The following is a 16,787-nucleotide window of genomic DNA, read 5'->3' as shown; positions in this document are numbered from 1 at the left end:
AATCGGCCTTTTAGGTCGATTTTTTCGGTTTTAAGAGCATGGCATTGGGGTATTTTTTCCGCACCTCGTTGAATTTGCGCTCAGCCTCCAATTTCGATTTAAATTTACCAACTCGAATTCTGTATGTAGGTGAGTCGAAATCAATTTGTGAGGGTAGATCTGGGAAGTCGATTTCCACATTGCTTTTAATCTCTTGGGCCTTTTCGTTATTGCTTACAAAACCAACTTGAATCCTGTAATAATCGTTCTTGTCCAAGGTTTTCTTGTAAAGCTCCAACAATTGTGTTATTTGAACATCCTGATCAATGGAGATAGTACCTTCCTGGGCGTTCGCAAAGGTTGCAAAAAGTAAGGTGAACGCTATGTAAATGACATTTTTCATCTAAAAATGGGATGTTTTAGTTCCCTTTGCAAATGTAAATTTTTAAGGAATAAAGGGTTAGCATTTTTAACTATTTAGAATAATTATAAATTATAAGGTATAAAGACATTAACCTTTTACCAAATAAAGTCTATGTCGTATTTTTGCCATCGATTAAGGCATTTTTTTACCGTTTGTCGTTAAAATGCGGGCTAAAATCGTGCCAAGATTCCGATTGAAATATTCTATGTATGAAAAAGGTACCGTACCGCAATCAATTTTCTAAAGTCTTTGTTTTTAGTTTAGTAGTTAGCCTACTTTTTTCAGTTTCTTTATCGGCGCAAGACGCTGCTGCGGAGTCTGCTGATGTTTCTGTAGAGTCAGCAGAGGCTGCTCCGACCGATGGTGATCCGGCTGCCGGTAAGGCTTTGTTCAATCAAAATTGTGCGGCTTGCCACGCATTGAATCGCAAGATGACTGGCCCTGCCCTGGCAAACGTCGAAAGCCGTTTGGCCGAAGAAGAGGGGTTGGATAGGGAATGGTTGTACGCCTGGATAAAAAATAGTCCAGGGATGATTAAGTCCGGGGATGCTTATGCGGTAAGGATATACAACGAATACAATCAAGCGGCTATGACCGCTTTTCCTACGTTGACCAACGAGGATATCGACAATATATTGGCGTATACGGCTGCTCCGCCACCGGCTCCTACAGCCCCGGCTGCCGGAGAAGCTGCTGCGGTTACGGCGGGTGCTGCTTCCGGGGGCATTTCCAATGAAATGATTTTGGGTGCTTTGGCCCTCGTTTTCGCTTTATTGGTCGTAATGTTGTTTTTGGTAAATAACACCTTGCGAAGAATAGCCGAGGCGAATGGAATTTCCATAGAAAAGGAAAGGGCTGAAAAGAGGGTTCCAATTTGGAAGGCCTTTGCGCAAAACCAGTTCTTGGTACTGGTAACCGTAATTTTTCTACTGTTAGGTAGTGCTTATTTTGCGTACGGATGGATGATGCAGATCGGTGTCGATCAAGGATATGCTCCCATCCAGCCCATTCATTATTCCCATAAAATACACGCGGGCGATAATAAAATCGAGTGTAAATACTGTCACTCGTCAGCAAGGGTATCCAAACACTCCGGAATTCCTTCCTTGAATGTCTGTATGAACTGTCATAAATCCATTTACGAGTACAAGGGTAATCCTGAGGGGCCTTCGGCTGAGGATTTGGCGAACGGTTATACCAATGAGTTTTACACCAAAGAAATCAAGAAGTTGTATAAGGCTGTAGGTTGGGACGAGGAAAACCAAAAGTATACGGGTGAATCACAGCCTGTGGAATGGGTCCGAATCCACAATTTGCCTGATTTCGCCTATTTTAACCATTCCCAGCATGTTTCCGTAGCCGGTGTCGAGTGTCAGACATGTCATGGTCCGGTTGAGGAAATGGAGATAATGTATCAATACTCTCCTTTGACCATGGGATGGTGTATCAATTGTCACCGCGAGACAAACGTTAAAGTTGAGGGTAACGAGTATTACGAAAAAATTCACGCAGAGCTTTCCAAGAAATATGGTGTTGAGAATTTGACAGCGGCCCAAATGGGTGGTTTGGAATGTGGAAAGTGTCACTATTAATTTATATAAGAAGCTAATTACAGATATTACGTATGGCATCAAACAAAAAATATTGGAAAAGCGAAGCGGAGTTAAATCCTAACGATTCCATTGTTGAGGCGCTAAGACAGAATGAATTTGTGGAGCAGATTCCTGCGGATGACTTTTTGGGCGATAAACAAAATTTGTCGTCAACAAGTACCAATAGAAGGGATTTCCTAAAATATATTGGTTTCAGTACCGCCGCAGCTTCCTTGGCCGCTTGTGAGGGGCCTGTTATAAAATCAATTCCCTATGTGGTTCAACCAGAGAACATTGTTCCGGGTGTTGCTAATTACTATGCCACCACAATAGCAAATGGATTTGATTTTGCCAGCGTACTTATCAAGACCCGAGAAGGTCGCCCAATTAAAGTGGAGAACAACACTTTGGCCAAAGTAGGCGGTGGCGCCAATGCTAGGGTTCAAGCTTCGGTGCTTTCTTTGTACGATAGCACGCGACTACAAGGTCCTATGGCCAATGGAGAGCCAATTGAATGGGATGCCTTGAACGCAGCGGTAACCGCAAAAATGAATAGTCTTAAGGGTTCTTCGAAAAAGGTTGTTTTGCTTACGCAGACGTATGCAAGTCCTTCAACGGATCGTTTGATTATGGACTTGATGACCGCTAATGAAAATGTGGAGCACGTATCCTATGATGCTATTTCAGAGGATGCTGCACTAACGGCCTTTGAGCAGGCTTATGGTGAGCGCGCTTTGGCAGATTATGATTTTGAAAAGGCGGATTTGATTATTTCCTTTTCTGCTGATTTTCTAGCGGATTGGCAAGGAGGAGGATATAGTTCTGGATATTCCAAAGGACGTGTTCCAAAAAATGGAAAAATGTCCAGACATGTACAGTTGGAGGCGAATATGTCCCTAACGGGCGCAAATGCTGATAAAAGATTTCCTTTGACGCCAACGGCGCAAAAGGTCGTTCTGGCAAAATTATATGGTAAGTTAAACGGAACCTCAGTAGGAGGAAATACGTCTGAGTACGATGCCATAGTGGACCAAATTGCTGCCGAGGTTAAGAAAGCGGGTTCCAATGCAGTTGTCTTGACCGGTTTGGATGATGTAAATGCACAGTCCGTTGTTTTGGCCATAAACAAAATGTTGGCAAGTAAAGCATTTGACCCATCAGCTCCTAGATATATTAGAAAAGGAAGTGTTAAGCAATTGGAAAGTTTGATTTCCGATATGAAATCCGGTAGGGTTGGGGCTTTAATTATGGATGGTGTAAACCCAATGTATTCCCTGCCTAATGCGGCCGACTTTAAAGAAGGTCTTGAGAAAACAGATCTTTCAGTTTTGTTTACTACCAATTGGAACGAGACTGCGGAAGCGGTTCAATACACAGCGGCTTCCAACCACTATTTGGAGTCTTGGGGAGATGCCCAATTTAAAAAAGGACATTACAGTTTAATGCAACCCACCATCAAGGAGTTGTTCGATACAAAACAGTTCCAGTCTGCCATTTTGACTTGGATGGGGATTGAAAGTTCTTATTACGACTACATTAAAGATACATGGAGTGCCAATATCCTTAACGGTTCAAGTTGGAACCAAGCATTGCAGGATGGGGTGTTTGTCGCTCAAGCCACTGCAATAGATATTGAAGGTGAACTGGTTGCGGTTGAAGAAGAAACAGAAATGGAAACTAGTGCAGTGCCTATTGCTTCTGCTGTACGAAGTTTGGCCAATGCCACTAGTGGCGGTATGGAACTAACATTGTACTCAAAAGTGGGTATGGGTGATGGGCAGCAGGCAAGCAATCCTTGGTTGCAAGAATTTCCTGATCCAATCACAAGGGTTTCCTGGGATAACTATGTCACTATTTCAAAAGCGGACGCAGAATCCTTAGGGGTCAAGAATGTGAATGTTGCTAATGGTGGTATGGATGGCGATTATGTTAGCCTAACCGTCAACGGTGTTACAATACAAAATGTGCCCGTTGTCGTACAGCCCGGTCAAGCAAAAGGGTCTGTGGGTCTCTCCTTTGGTTACGGTAAGACCGTAGGAATGAAAGAAGAGATGCAAACCGGTGTCAATGCTTTCAAACTGTACCAAGGATTCAATGCCAATCAGGTGGTAACATTAGAAAAGACTGGTGGTAACCATGAGTTCGCATGTGTCCAGCTTCATAAAACCTTAATGGGTAGGGGCGACATAATAAAGGAAACTACTTTAGAAATATTCAATACAAAGGACCATGCGGAGTGGAATCACGTTCCCCAGGTTTCTTTGAACCATCAGGAAGTTCCAGCAACTTCGGTCGATCTTTGGGAAAGTTTTGATCGTTCCATTGGACATCATTTCAATCTGTCCATCGACCTGAATGCCTGTACGGGATGTGGAGCTTGTGTGATTGCTTGTCATGCTGAGAACAATGTGCCTGTAGTAGGTAAGAAAGAGGTACGGGTTTCTAGGGATATGCACTGGTTGCGTGTCGACAGATATTACTCTTCGGAAGATACTTTTGAGGAGGATAATACTAAAAAGGAGGAATTGGATGGACTTTGGGGTGACAATGGTTCCCTAGGAGGTTTTGGTGAAATGGAAGATCCATCGGATAATCCACAGGTAGCCTTCCAGCCGGTTATGTGTCAGCATTGTAACCACGCTCCTTGTGAAACGGTTTGTCCCGTTGCCGCTACTTCACATGGTAGACAGGGTCAGAACCAAATGGTCTATAACAGATGTGTGGGTACCAGATATTGTGCCAACAACTGTCCATATAAGGTTAGAAGGTTCAACTGGTTCTTGTATAACAACAATGATGAGTTCGATTTCCACATGAACAATGATTTGGGTAAAATGGTATTGAATCCAGATGTAAATGTTCGTTCAAGAGGGGTCATTGAAAAATGTTCTATGTGTATTCAAAAGACGCAAAAAACAATTTTGGATGCCAAGCGTGAAGGAAGAACAATCAAGGATGGAGAGTTCCAAACCGCTTGTTCCGCCGCCTGTGATAATGGAGCTATGGTATTTGGTGATATAAATGACGAGAACAGTAAAGTGGCAGAACTAAAGGAAAGTAACCGTATGTACCATTTATTGGAGCATGTTGGGACAAAACCAAACGTTTTCTATCACGTAAAAGTTAGAAATACCAACGAAGCGTAACAATACTAGAAAGTAATTATAATAGAAGTCTATGGCGTCGCATTACGAAGCACCTATACGAAAACCCTTAGTACTTGGAGACAAAGGATACCATGATGTAACCGTGGATATTGCAGCTCCTGTAGAGGGAAGGGCCAATAAGCATTGGTGGATTGTTTTTTCCATTGCCTTGGTGGCATTTCTTTGGGGAGTAGGTTGTATTATTTATACCATATCAACAGGTATCGGAACCTGGGGATTGAACAAGACAGTTAACTGGGCTTGGGATATTACAAACTTTGTATGGTGGGTAGGTATCGGTCATGCAGGAACCTTGATTTCTGCAGTACTGTTGTTATTCCGTCAAAAATGGAGAATGGCTATAAACCGTTCTGCGGAGGCTATGACCATTTTCTCAGTTATCCAAGCCGGTCTTTTTCCAATTATCCACATGGGTAGACCTTGGTTGGCCTATTGGGTATTACCAATTCCAAACCAGTTTGGGTCCTTGTGGGTGAATTTTAATTCGCCGCTTCTTTGGGACGTATTTGCGATATCTACATATCTGTCGGTTTCCTTGGTGTTTTGGTGGACAGGTTTATTGCCGGATTTTGCGATGTTACGTGATAGGGCCATTTTACCCTTTCAGAAAAAAATATATAGCTTATTAAGTTTCGGTTGGAGCGGTCGTGCTAAGGATTGGCAGCGTTTTGAGGAGGTTTCCTTGGTTTTGGCAGGTTTGGCAACTCCTTTGGTACTTTCGGTACATACCATCGTATCGTTTGACTTTGCTACATCGGTAATTCCTGGTTGGCATACGACCATCTTCCCTCCATACTTCGTTGCAGGGGCGATTTTCTCCGGATTTGCCATGGTAAACACTTTATTGATTATCATGAGGAAGGTTTGTAGCTTGGAGGCCTATATAACGGTACAGCATATCGAGCTAATGAACATCGTAATCATGATTACAGGGTCAATCGTTGGTTGTGCCTATATTACCGAGTTGTTCATGGCATGGTATTCTGGAGTGGAATATGAACAATATGCCTTCTTGAACAGGGCTACCGGACCTTATTGGTGGGCCTATTGGGCCATGATGACCTGTAACGTGTTCTCACCTCAATTCATGTGGTTCAAGAAGTTAAGAACAAGTATAATGTTCTCTTTCTTTATTTCCATTGTCGTAAATATTGGTATGTGGTTCGAGCGTTTCGTGATTATCGTTACCTCCTTGCATAGGGACTATCTTCCATCCTCCTGGACTATGTTCTCTCCAACATTCGTGGATATTGGAATTTTTATCGGAACAATAGGATTCTTCTTTGTACTCTTTTTATTATACTCGAGAACCTTCCCGGTTATAGCACAAGCGGAAGTTAAGTCGATCCTTAAATCATCTGGTGAGAAATATAAGAAACTAAGGGATGCCGGTCAGCCGCTTTATCAAATCTCAACGGACAGGGTTATAGTTAAGGAAGAGCCCGTTGTCACCCAGGATGTGGTAATGGGCGAAGTTGAACCAGCCAAGGGCGACAAGGTTGGGGTAAACGAGCTATTAAGCAGCATTGGAACTTTTGATGCTACCAAAGAATCTCCAGATGACCTTAAGAAGGTCAAGGGAATAGGACCTCAGATGGAGGCGACTTTAAACGAAATCGGTATCTATACCTTTGCCCAGGTGGCAAGAATGACTGAAAGGGAGTATGATTTGTTGGACTCGATTACTGGTTCCTTCCCTGGAAGGGCACAGCGTGATGATTGGGCCGGACAAGCAAAAATTTTAAACAACAAAAAGTAGGCTATGGCATCTAAAGTTATACAAGCATTTTACAATGATGATGATGTGCTAATGCATGCTGTCAAAAAGGTTAAGGCTGCCAAACATCACATTGAAGAGGTCTACTGCCCCTTTCCGGTGCATGGTCTTGATAAGGCGATGGGATTGGCACCTACCAGAATAGCCATTACTTCCTTTTTATATGGCTGTGTGGGTCTGACCGTTGCCATCGTAATGATGAACTTTATTATGATCAAGGATTGGCCACAGGATATTGGTGGAAAACCAAGCTTTAGTTATATAGAGAACATGCCGGCTTTTGTGCCAATCATGTTTGAGCTTACGGTCTTCTTTGCCGCACACTTGATGGTAATTACATTTTATCTGCGCAGTAGGTTATGGCCTTTCAAGAAAGCTGAAAATCCCGATGTAAGAACTACCGATGACCATTTTGTTATGGAAATTGAAATTCATGGGAACGAACAGGAGTTGAAGGATTTGCTTGCGGGTACTGGTGCTGTGGAAATTAATATATCAGAAAAAAACAGTCATTGAATATGAACAGTTTTCTAAGAATTGCGGTCATAGGATGTTTATTGGTAGTTATTGCCGCTTGTCAGGATAAGCGTAAACCAAATTACCAGTACATGCCGAACATGTATGAACCGGTAGGTTATGAAGCTTACAGTGAGGTGGATATTTTGCCTTCAAACCAAGAGGCAATGGTTCCACCGGCAAATACCATAAACAGGGGTTGGTTGCCTTATGAATTTGAGAATTCCCCAGAAGGCAAGGAACTTGCCAGGTTAAATTCAAGTCCGTTGGATTCTTTGGCCAAGGACGCCAATTTGGCTGCGGGAGCGGAAATGTATACTATTTACTGCGCAATATGTCATGGTGATAAAGGCGATGGTCAAGGTACTTTGGTGAAAAGGGAAAAAATACTTGGTGTGCCCAGCTATGATGATCCAGCAAGAAACATTACAGTTGGTACGGCATATCATGTTCAGATTTATGGTTTGAACTCAATGGGATCGTACGCGTCCCAAATGAACACGACAGAAATGTGGCAGGTAGCCGAGTATGTAATGAAGCTGAAACAAGATTTAACCAAATAATAGGTGAACAATACTATGTATACGTTTTCGAATAGACTAAAATTAGGTTCCATCATATTAATGGCCGTAGGGTTATTAGGAATTATTGGTGGTTTTGTTATGGCTCCTGGTACCGTTGAGGAAGCAAAGGCCATGGTTGCCGCCCACGATGATGGACATGAAGCCGCTGCTTCGCACGACTCGGAAAATTCCCATGCTGCTGCAGCGAGTCATGAAGGTGACCATAGTGCCTCACATGATGAGCATTTATTGGATCAGCTTAAAAATAGGCCTTGGGCGGCCTTGTACGTAGCGGCCTTTTTCTTTATGATGATTGCCTTGGGCGTGTTGGCCTTTTATGCGATACAAAGAGCGGCACAGGCAGGTTGGTCCCCTTTGCTTTTTAGGGTTATGGAGGGAATCACGGCTTATTTGGTTCCTGGCGGTATTATCGTATTCGTAATTTTGGTGCTGTCCGTACTTCACATGAACCACTTGTTTATTTGGATGGACGCAGATGTGGTTGCCCATGATGAATTGTTACAAGGGAAATCGGGTTATTTGAATCCTACCTTCTTTTTGATTAGGGCGGCTATCTTTTTAGGTGGTTGGATTGCCTACAGGGAATATTCTAGAAAATTGTCCTTGAAACAGGATGAATCCAATGATAACTCAAACTTTAAAATGAATTTTAGGATTTCCGCTGCATTTTTGGTTTTCTACCTTATTTCGGAATCCATTATGTCCTGGGATTGGATTATGAGTGTTGAACCACATTGGTTCAGTACCTTGTTCGGTTGGTACATCTTTGCAAGTATGTTCGTCTCGGGTATTACCGTAATAGCCATGGTTACTATCTACTTAAAATCCAAAGGATACTTACCCGATGTAAACGATAGTCATATTCACGATTTGGCTAAATTTATGTTCGGTATCAGTATTTTCTGGACGTATCTTTGGTTTTCCCAGTTCATGCTAATATGGTATTCCAACATTCCAGAGGAAGTCACGTATTATGTAACAAGAATCGAGGATTATAAATTGCCTTTCTTTGGTATGGTAGCAATGAATTTCTTATTCCCATTATTACTTTTAATGAATAGTGATTATAAACGTATCAATTGGTTCGTTGTTATGGCGGGTATCGTTATTTTGGCCGGACACTATATGGACATCTTTAATGCCATCATGCCGTCTACTGTGGGAGATCAGTGGTTTATTGGTATTCCAGAAATTGGGGCTATATTGTTTTTTGCTGGATTGTTCATTTTCTGGGTGTTCAGGGCGCTTTCAACCGTACCCTTACAACCAAAGCGGAATCCATTTATTGAAGAAAGTAGACACTTTCATTATTAGTGAGTTTTAAAGTATAATATCAATACATACAATGACTACATTATTGACTTTAGCTGTTTTAGTTCTCGTGGCAATTGCCATTTGGCAAATGACCAAGATATTTGAGTTGTCACAGCTTAGAACAGATAATTCAGAGGTTGCCAATGACAAGGATAACAAGAACAACGGATATCTTATGTTCGCTTTTCTGGTCTTTATTTATGGCATTACCATTTTTAGCTTTGCAAAGTATGGTAAGGTACTTTTGCCAGAGGCCGCTTCGGAACATGGGTCGGATTATGACACATTGATGTTGATATCCATGGTAATTATCTTTATCGTTCAGATAATTACGCAGGCGCTTTTGCATTATTTTGCTTTTAAATATCGAGGAGAGAAGGGAAAAAGGGCTTTGTTCTATGCAGATAATAACCGTTTGGAGTTTATCTGGACTATTATTCCCGTAATCGTACTCGCTGGTTTGATTCTATACGGTCTTTACACTTGGACAAATATTACGGATGTAAATGATGAGGACGACCCACTGGTCGTAGAACTTTATGCACAACAGTTTAACTGGACAGCAAGGTATGCTGGCGATGATAACACCCTCGGAAGTGCCAATGTTCGAATGATTGATATTGATAAGGCGAATGTTCTAGGTTTGGATGAATCGGACCCATATGCAGGGGATGATGTTATTGTTAAGGAACTGCATCTGCCGGTAGGTAGAAAAGTGAATTTCAAAATGAGATCACAAGATGTACTTCATTCGGCTTACATGCCGCACTTTAGGGCACAAATGAATTGTGTTCCAGGAATGATTACAGAGTTTTCGTTTACACCTACGTATACTACTGAAGAAATGAGGCAAAACCCTGATGTTATTGAAAAGGTAAAGCGTACAAATCAGATTAGGGCTCAAAAATCTGTAGAAACTGGGGAGGTAATAGATCCTTGGGAATTCGACTATGTTTTACTATGTAACAAAATTTGTGGTAAGTCGCATTACAACATGCAGATGAAGATCATTGTTGAAACAGAAGAGGAGTACAACGCATGGATGGCAAGCCAGCAAACGTTTAAAAATACCATGACGGCCAGTGCCCAATAAGAAAAAAATTGTCTATAATATAAAAGAAAAAGTTCGATTATGTCAGCAACAGCACATGCACACGTAGATGATCACGCACATGATGATCATGGACATCATCATAAGGAAACATTCATAACGAAATACATATTCAGTCAGGACCATAAAATGATTGCCAAACAGTATTTTATTACTGGGGTACTTATTATGGGCTTTATTGGCATAGCGATGTCCCTTTTGTTTAGGATGCAATTGGCCTGGCCAGGTGAATCCAATGTCTTCTTCGAGACATTACTTGGGAAATGGGCACCTGGAGGGGTTATGGATGCCGACATATATTTGGCCTTGGTCACCATGCACGGAACAATAATGGTGTTTTTTGTATTAACCGCTGGTCTTAGTGGTACATTCAGTAATTTATTGATTCCGCTTCAAATTGGGGCTAGGGATATGGCTTCTGGCTTTTTGAACATGGTATCGTACTGGTTGTTCTTCGTTTCTACAGTTATCATGGTACTTTCATTGTTTGTGGAAGCTGGACCAGCGGCTGCTGGTTGGACTATCTATCCTCCATTGAGCGCACTTCCAATGGCGCAACCCGGTTCTGGGATGGGTATGACCCTATGGTTAGTTTCTATGGCCATATTCATTGCCTCTTCGCTATTGGGTTCCTTGAATTATATTGTTACCGTTCTAAATTTGCGTACCAAAGGAATGACCATGACCAGGTTGCCATTAACCATTTGGGCATTCTTTGTTACCGCAATAATCGGTGTAATCTCGTTCCCGGTATTGTTATCCGCTGCATTATTGCTCATTATGGATAGAAGTTTTGGGACATCATTCTTTTTGTCGGATATCTTCATTCAAGGTGAGGTATTACATTACCAAGGGGGTTCTCCGGTATTATTTGAACATTTATTCTGGTTTTTGGGCCATCCGGAGGTATATATTGTAATATTACCTGCCATGGGTATCGTTTCGGAAGTGATGGCTGTAAACGCTAGAAAACCAATTTTTGGTTATAGGGCAATGATTGCGTCTATTTTGGCAATTGCCTTTCTTTCTACCATTGTTTGGGGACACCATATGTTTATTTCGGGTATGAACCCGTTCTTGGGTTCTGTTTTTACCTTTACAACCTTGTTAATTGCAATTCCCTCCGCTGTGAAAGCCTTTAACTGGATAACCACCTTATGGAAGGGTAACCTGCAAATGAACCCGGGTATGTTGTTTTCCATTGGTATGGTTTCAACATTTATAACGGGTGGACTAACTGGTATAATCCTTGGGGATAGTACGTTGGATATCAATGTGCACGATACTTATTTCGTTGTGGCGCATTTCCACTTGGTAATGGGAATCTCGGCATTATATGGCCTTTTTGCTGGTGTCTATCATTGGTTCCCAAAAATGTTCCAAGGTAGGATGATGAATAAAAATTTGGGCTTTGCACATTTCTGGATTACTGCAATCGGTTCTTACGGAATTTTCTTCCCGATGCACTTTGTAGGTATGGCCGGTGTTCCAAGAAGATATTATGAGAATACGGCATTTCCAATGTTCGATGAATTGACCGATGTTCAGGCCTTGATGACGGTTTTTGCCCTTATCACCGCCGCTGCCCAGTTGTTCTTTGTTTTCAATTTCATTAGAAGCATTTTTTACGGAAAGCGTGGTCCTCAAAATCCTTGGTCTGCAACTACATTGGAGTGGACTACTCCAACAGAGCATATTCATGGAAACTGGCCAGGAGCTATCCCAGAAGTACACAGATGGGCCTATGATTATAGTAAAGTAGATGAAAATAACGAGTACATCATTCCAGGTCAGGATTATGTACAGCAACATGTTCCTTTATTTGACGGGGAGGAAGAGTTGCAGCATTAACAAGAAATAACTTAATTGAATGCCTAACTTTTCGGTTAGGCATTTTTTTTGCTTTAAACGTTTTGGGTTTGCTACTTGTTAATTTATAATATCTTTATGTAGCAAAGTGCTTAGTTTTAAGTATTCTAGTATTATGAAATGAACCTAAACCATGCTTAATATTTACTGAGATGTTTATAGGCGAATTTCGTCGGATGTTTAAAAGGTAAATAAAAGAAAAACAAATGAAAAAGTTATTGTTTATAGTTTTTGCCCTGGTATTTGGGATTCAGGCCTATTGTCAAAGGAAACCAAAAATAAAGGGAAACAGGAATGTGGTTGAGGTTAGGGAAAGCCTTCCTGCTTTTAATGCAATACAACTGGACGATGATTTGAAAGTATACTTGAAAAAGTCCTCCAATGAGGGTTATTCCTTGGAACTGGATGATAATTTGATCGATGTCTTAAAGTTCAAAGTGGAGGATAGTACCTTGTTCATTTCTTCGTTTTATAATATCACTTCAAAAAGAAAGCTTGATATAACCGTTAATTACACAGAACTGAATAAAATTACCATGAACAACGGTGAAATAAGTATGGAGGATGTTATCTCGGGCGATCGCTTGGACGTCCTAACAAGGGAGACATCCCGTTTGGAACTTAATGCCACGGCCGATATTATCAATATACATATGGAGGGTATTAGTTCTGGCGATTTTAATGTGGCCAGTGATTCCCTTGTTTTGAACCTCAAGGACCGTATTGATGTCAGAGTATATTCTGCAGGGTCTACCAATAATCTGTTCATGTATGAAAATGCATCGGCAAAGTTGGAGGGTGCCACGGATCTTTTCATGGTCAAATTATACGGAAAAAGCACCCTTAAAGGAGAGCAATTGGAGGCGAAACAGGCTATCGTGATTCTGGAAGACTCCCCGGATGCCCGAGTGAATGTTTTGGAGGATTTTCAATTGTCATCTAGAGGTTCCTCCAAAACAAGTCTGTCCGGGAATCCCAAGATTACCATTTTAGATTTTCTAGATACTTCACAACTCGATAAGGAAAATAATTAATTGGCAATAGGTGCCGTCAAACAATTGTCCGGAATGCCAAAACCGTCCACAAGTACATGTATATGTGGCCTAAGTTCCGTACACAGGCGTTCCACACGTTGCCTTATGGCCTTTGATTTTGTGCCGCCAATGTAACCTTGTTCCAAGTACCAAGAGGCATCCTTTCTTATTTCGTAAAGAGCGAATAAGGTACCCAGTTTTTGAAATAGGGCCCTATGTTTTTCATCTTGGATGTTCTCTGTGAATTGCAAGTAGGTATTATAAGCCAATTCAATGCTATAGGCTTTACCCAATGCCAATAAATGCGTCTGGACCTTAAGAAATGCTTGATAGGACGGTACTCCTTTTTTAATGTAATCCCTAATGCGCATCGCCAAGGTATACGTCAATCTCCGGGTTCTATAATCAAAGGCGTGCTTGTGGAATTTGGGGTTGTATAAATGTTCTGTATCCACGTTATTGGAGTAAATGGGATTTACCGTGGCAAATTTATCCGATAATTGCTGGCTCAACAATTTTAAAACGGAAGAGAACCCTGCACTGTTGAATTCCGATTTAAAATCTGAGAGGACTCCCTTGGCCGCCAGTTGCAAGAGCACGTTGTTGTCCCCTTCAAAAGTGGTAAAGATGTCCACATCGCCTTTGAGGTCGGCAATACGGTTTTCCAAAAGGTATCCTTTGCCACCACAGGCCTCCCTACACTCCTGGATGGTACTGTTGGCATACCAGGTAATAATGGATTTGAGTCCGGCTACTTGGGTTTCCACCTTCCGTTTGTCCGGCTGACTCTCATCGCAATAAATCTCCATCATTTTATCTAAGGTGGCATGATAAACATAGGCACTGGCAACCAAGGGAGTCAAACGTAATTGATGGGTAGGATAGTCCATCAACAGGTCTTCCTGTATTTTGATGCTGTCATTGAACTGCCTTCTCTTTAAGGCATGTTTAACGGCGATCGTCAATGCCATTTTGGCCCCGCCCAGACCGGCGCGGGCCACACAGATACGACCTCCCACCAATGTTCCCAACATGGTAAAAAAGCGTTTGTTTGGATTATCGATTTCCGAATAATAGGCACCATCGTCTGTAATGCTACCGTACTTGTTGAGCAAATTTTTTCTGGGCACTTTCACTTGGTTGAACCATATCTTTCCATTGTCTACCCCGTTCAAACCCAACTTATAACCGTTGTCCTCTATCCGGATTCCCGGGAGCAGTTCATGCTTTTCATTTCTTAGTGGGACAAGAATGGCATGTACCCCTTCATTTTTGCCATCAACAATGAGTTGTGCAAAAACAGAGGCAATCTTGGAATGCAGAGCGTTGCCTATGTATTCTTTGTTGTCGTTCTCACCAGGAGTGTGAATAATTAGGCTGTCATCTTCCTTTCTATAGGTTGCCGTGGTTTTGATGCCCCTAACATTGGAGCCATGTCCCGTTTCCGTCATTGCAAAACATCCCAAGAGGGTTGCCTTTCCGGCATCGGTTAGATACGTGTCGTGATGATATTTTGTGCCCAGTTTTTGGATACTTCCTCCAAAAAGTCCGAATTGAACCCCAAATTTTATAGTCAAACTACCATCCACGTACATTAGGTTTTCAAAAATAGTTGCATACCCTTCCATGTCGCCCGTACCTCCGTATGCACTAGGATACGCCATGGCGCCATATCCGTTTTCTGCCAAAAACTTAACTTGCTCCAGAACTACCTCCCTAAAATCTTCTTTTTGTCGATGAACGTCCCAATCGAAGAGGGAATGTTGAATGAATTCTTGAAACCGGTCAATGACATGGGCATGTTTACCCTTAAGGATGACAGAAAGTTCTTCGGCTACATACGTATTGGCACTGGCGATGTGTTCAACTTCCACCTCAAACAAATGATTGTAGTGATTGGGCTGGATGCCCAAGTTGACTTCAATATTTTTTAGATGCTCGTTAAAGGGGCAGGTTTCGTGATAATGACAGACTACTTTTTGACTGAAGGTTGTCAATGGATAGGTTTCCCCTTCCAGTAATTTGATGCCCGAATTGGAGATGGTCTGTTTCCAATTTTTGAATTCCTCATTCTTAGGAGGGTTTTTAACCTGTAACCAAGAGTTTAAAAGGACCTTTTCCATATCCGATAGGCTCGTATCCTTTTCGATGGCTCTTTCCACAACATTGACCTCGGAAGCGGATACGAGGTCATCGGACCAAACAACATAAAAAAAGGGAATGTATTGAAGGATTCCCGGGGTGTAAATTTTCTTTTCCATTTTTTGAAAATACAAATTTCTCCCTGAAATTCTATGGAATAAAGAAAACAGTGGTTCAAAAAAAATAACGAGTGTTTCCCTATCTTTGTTGGTGTATGAATGAATACCTAGACCCGTCCAAAAACGGTTTTTCCGATGCCGAACTAGATATAGAGAGGGCTTTGCGCCCCGTAAGTTTTGATGACTTTACGGGTCAGGAGCAGGTCTTGGAAAACTTAAAGGTTTTTGTGGAGGCGGCCAATCGAAGGGGGGAAGCTTTGGACCATACGTTGTTTCATGGTCCTCCGGGATTGGGAAAAACTACACTTGCAAATATATTGGCCAATGAATTGGGCGTAGGTATTAAGATAACCTCCGGTCCCGTGTTGGACAAGCCTGGGGATTTAGCGGGACTCTTGACCAATTTGGATGAACGGGACGTACTTTTTATTGATGAAATCCATCGGTTGAGTCCCATTGTGGAGGAGTATCTCTATTCCGCGATGGAGGATTACAAAATCGATATCATGATAGAAACGGGTCCCAATGCCCGTTCGGTCCAGATAAACCTGAACCCGTTTACCTTGATTGGCGCAACGACCCGATCGGGACTCTTGACCGCTCCCATGAGGGCAAGGTTCGGTATTCAAAGTCGGCTACAGTACTATGATACGGAATTGCTTTCTACCATTGTTCAAAGAAGTGCGGATATTTTAAAAGTTCCGATCACCAATGAGGCGGCCTTAGAAATAGCGGGAAGAAGTAGGGGAACCCCTAGAATCTGTAATGCCTTATTGAGGAGGGTTCGAGATTTTGCACAGATAAAGGGCAACGGTAAAATAGACATCGAAATTTCCAAATTCGGTCTAAAGGCCTTAAATGTAGATGCCCATGGTTTGGACGAGATGGACAATAAAATATTGACCACCATCATTGATAAATTTAAGGGAGGCCCGGTAGGAATAACCACGTTGGCCACGGCCGTATCGGAAAGTGCAGAAACCATTGAAGAGGTCTACGAACCTTTTTTAATCCAACAAGGTTTTATAATGCGCACGCCTAGGGGTCGGGAGGTGACCGAGTTGGCCTACAAGCACTTGGGAAGGATAAAAGGGGGTATACAGCCTGGTTTATTCTGAAGTTTCGTTTTTCTTTTTATCTTGTTACAAACCTAATTAGT

The 16,787-nt window shown here is 42.0% G+C and carries 12 protein-coding genes; 10 read left to right on the top strand and 2 right to left on the bottom strand.

Annotated elements, in window-relative coordinates; all coding sequences use genetic code 11:
- Positions 1-10: 10 nt before the first annotated feature.
- Positions 11-382 carry an SPOR domain-containing protein gene (locus F0361_RS03020; RefSeq protein ID WP_138258782.1) on the bottom strand — a complete coding sequence of 124 codons (372 nt, stop codon included), beginning with the start codon at positions 380-382 and terminating at the stop codon, positions 11-13.
- 230 nt (positions 383-612) lie between these two features.
- On the opposite strand from F0361_RS03020, the gene F0361_RS03015 reads away from it, so the two are divergent.
- From F0361_RS03015 to F0361_RS02975, 9 genes are all read left to right on the top strand, one after another.
- Positions 613-1,995, top strand: coding sequence for a cytochrome c3 family protein (locus tag F0361_RS03015; protein ID WP_154917165.1), 1,383 nt, complete (start codon positions 613-615; stop codon positions 1,993-1,995).
- Positions 1,996-2,027: 32 nt separating this feature from the next.
- On the top strand, positions 2,028-5,141 hold the full coding sequence (locus F0361_RS03010) for a TAT-variant-translocated molybdopterin oxidoreductase (protein WP_154917164.1): 3,114 nt from the start codon (positions 2,028-2,030) through the stop codon (positions 5,139-5,141).
- Positions 5,142-5,172: 31 nt separating this feature from the next.
- Complete coding sequence (gene nrfD / locus F0361_RS03005) at positions 5,173-6,921, top strand: NrfD/PsrC family molybdoenzyme membrane anchor subunit (RefSeq protein ID WP_154917163.1); 1,749 nt, start codon at positions 5,173-5,175, stop codon at positions 6,919-6,921.
- A gap of 3 nt (positions 6,922-6,924) precedes the next feature.
- Positions 6,925-7,455 carry a DUF3341 domain-containing protein gene (locus F0361_RS03000; RefSeq protein WP_138258778.1) on the top strand — a complete coding sequence of 177 codons (531 nt, stop codon included), beginning with the start codon at positions 6,925-6,927 and terminating at the stop codon, positions 7,453-7,455.
- A 2-nt stretch (positions 7,456-7,457) separates the two neighbouring features.
- A complete protein-coding gene (locus F0361_RS02995) occupies positions 7,458-8,018 on the top strand; it encodes a c-type cytochrome (RefSeq protein WP_154917162.1) in 561 nt (186 codons plus the stop codon).
- Between the two features lie 15 nt (positions 8,019-8,033).
- Complete coding sequence (locus F0361_RS02990; RefSeq protein ID WP_154918478.1) at positions 8,034-9,353, top strand: quinol:cytochrome C oxidoreductase; 1,320 nt, start codon at positions 8,034-8,036, stop codon at positions 9,351-9,353.
- Between the two features lie 31 nt (positions 9,354-9,384).
- Complete coding sequence (locus F0361_RS02985; RefSeq protein ID WP_138258776.1) at positions 9,385-10,446, top strand: cytochrome c oxidase subunit II; 1,062 nt, start codon at positions 9,385-9,387, stop codon at positions 10,444-10,446.
- Between the two features lie 39 nt (positions 10,447-10,485).
- On the top strand, positions 10,486-12,315 hold the full coding sequence (locus F0361_RS02980) for a cytochrome c oxidase subunit I (protein ID WP_138258775.1): 1,830 nt from the start codon (positions 10,486-10,488) through the stop codon (positions 12,313-12,315).
- A gap of 224 nt (positions 12,316-12,539) precedes the next feature.
- Positions 12,540-13,367, top strand: a complete 828-nt coding sequence (locus F0361_RS02975) for a GIN domain-containing protein (protein ID WP_154917161.1) — start codon at positions 12,540-12,542, stop codon at positions 13,365-13,367.
- Here the strand turns inward: F0361_RS02975 and F0361_RS02970 are convergent.
- Complete coding sequence (locus F0361_RS02970) at positions 13,364-15,628, bottom strand: acyl-CoA dehydrogenase family protein (RefSeq protein ID WP_154917160.1); 2,265 nt, start codon at positions 15,626-15,628, stop codon at positions 13,364-13,366. The genes F0361_RS02975 and F0361_RS02970 overlap by 4 nt on opposite strands.
- 95 nt (positions 15,629-15,723) lie before the next feature.
- Here F0361_RS02970 and ruvB point away from each other — a divergent pair, with 95 nt between their 5' ends.
- Positions 15,724-16,746 carry a Holliday junction branch migration DNA helicase RuvB gene (gene ruvB, locus F0361_RS02965; RefSeq protein ID WP_154917159.1) on the top strand — a complete coding sequence of 341 codons (1,023 nt, stop codon included), beginning with the start codon at positions 15,724-15,726 and terminating at the stop codon, positions 16,744-16,746.
- The last annotated feature ends 41 nt before the right edge of the window (positions 16,747-16,787 follow it).

The organism is Maribacter flavus (assembly GCF_008386635.1).
Taxonomy (GTDB): Bacteria; Bacteroidota; Bacteroidia; order Flavobacteriales; family Flavobacteriaceae; genus Maribacter; species Maribacter flavus.
The sequence above is the reverse complement of the archived record's forward strand: the minus strand, read 5'-3'. Positions and strand labels throughout refer to the sequence as shown.

Excerpts from the sequence above, each read along its gene's own strand:
- F0361_RS03020 (WP_138258782.1), bottom strand. The coding sequence starts at position 382 with ATGAAAAATGTCATTTACATAGCGTTCACCTTACTTTTTGCAACCTTT.
- F0361_RS03015 (WP_154917165.1), top strand. The coding sequence starts at position 613 with ATGAAAAAGGTACCGTACCGCAATCAATTTTCTAAAGTCTTTGTTTTT.
- F0361_RS03010 (WP_154917164.1), top strand. The coding sequence starts at position 2,028 with ATGGCATCAAACAAAAAATATTGGAAAAGCGAAGCGGAGTTAAATCCT.
- nrfD (WP_154917163.1), top strand. The coding sequence starts at position 5,173 with ATGGCGTCGCATTACGAAGCACCTATACGAAAACCCTTAGTACTTGGA.
- F0361_RS03000 (WP_138258778.1), top strand. The coding sequence starts at position 6,925 with ATGGCATCTAAAGTTATACAAGCATTTTACAATGATGATGATGTGCTA.
- F0361_RS02995 (WP_154917162.1), top strand. The coding sequence starts at position 7,458 with ATGAACAGTTTTCTAAGAATTGCGGTCATAGGATGTTTATTGGTAGTT.
- F0361_RS02990 (WP_154918478.1), top strand. The coding sequence starts at position 8,034 with ATGTATACGTTTTCGAATAGACTAAAATTAGGTTCCATCATATTAATG.
- F0361_RS02985 (WP_138258776.1), top strand. The coding sequence starts at position 9,385 with ATGACTACATTATTGACTTTAGCTGTTTTAGTTCTCGTGGCAATTGCC.
- F0361_RS02980 (WP_138258775.1), top strand. The coding sequence starts at position 10,486 with ATGTCAGCAACAGCACATGCACACGTAGATGATCACGCACATGATGAT.
- F0361_RS02975 (WP_154917161.1), top strand. The coding sequence starts at position 12,540 with ATGAAAAAGTTATTGTTTATAGTTTTTGCCCTGGTATTTGGGATTCAG.
- F0361_RS02970 (WP_154917160.1), bottom strand. The coding sequence starts at position 15,628 with ATGGAAAAGAAAATTTACACCCCGGGAATCCTTCAATACATTCCCTTT.
- ruvB (WP_154917159.1), top strand. The coding sequence starts at position 15,724 with ATGAATGAATACCTAGACCCGTCCAAAAACGGTTTTTCCGATGCCGAA.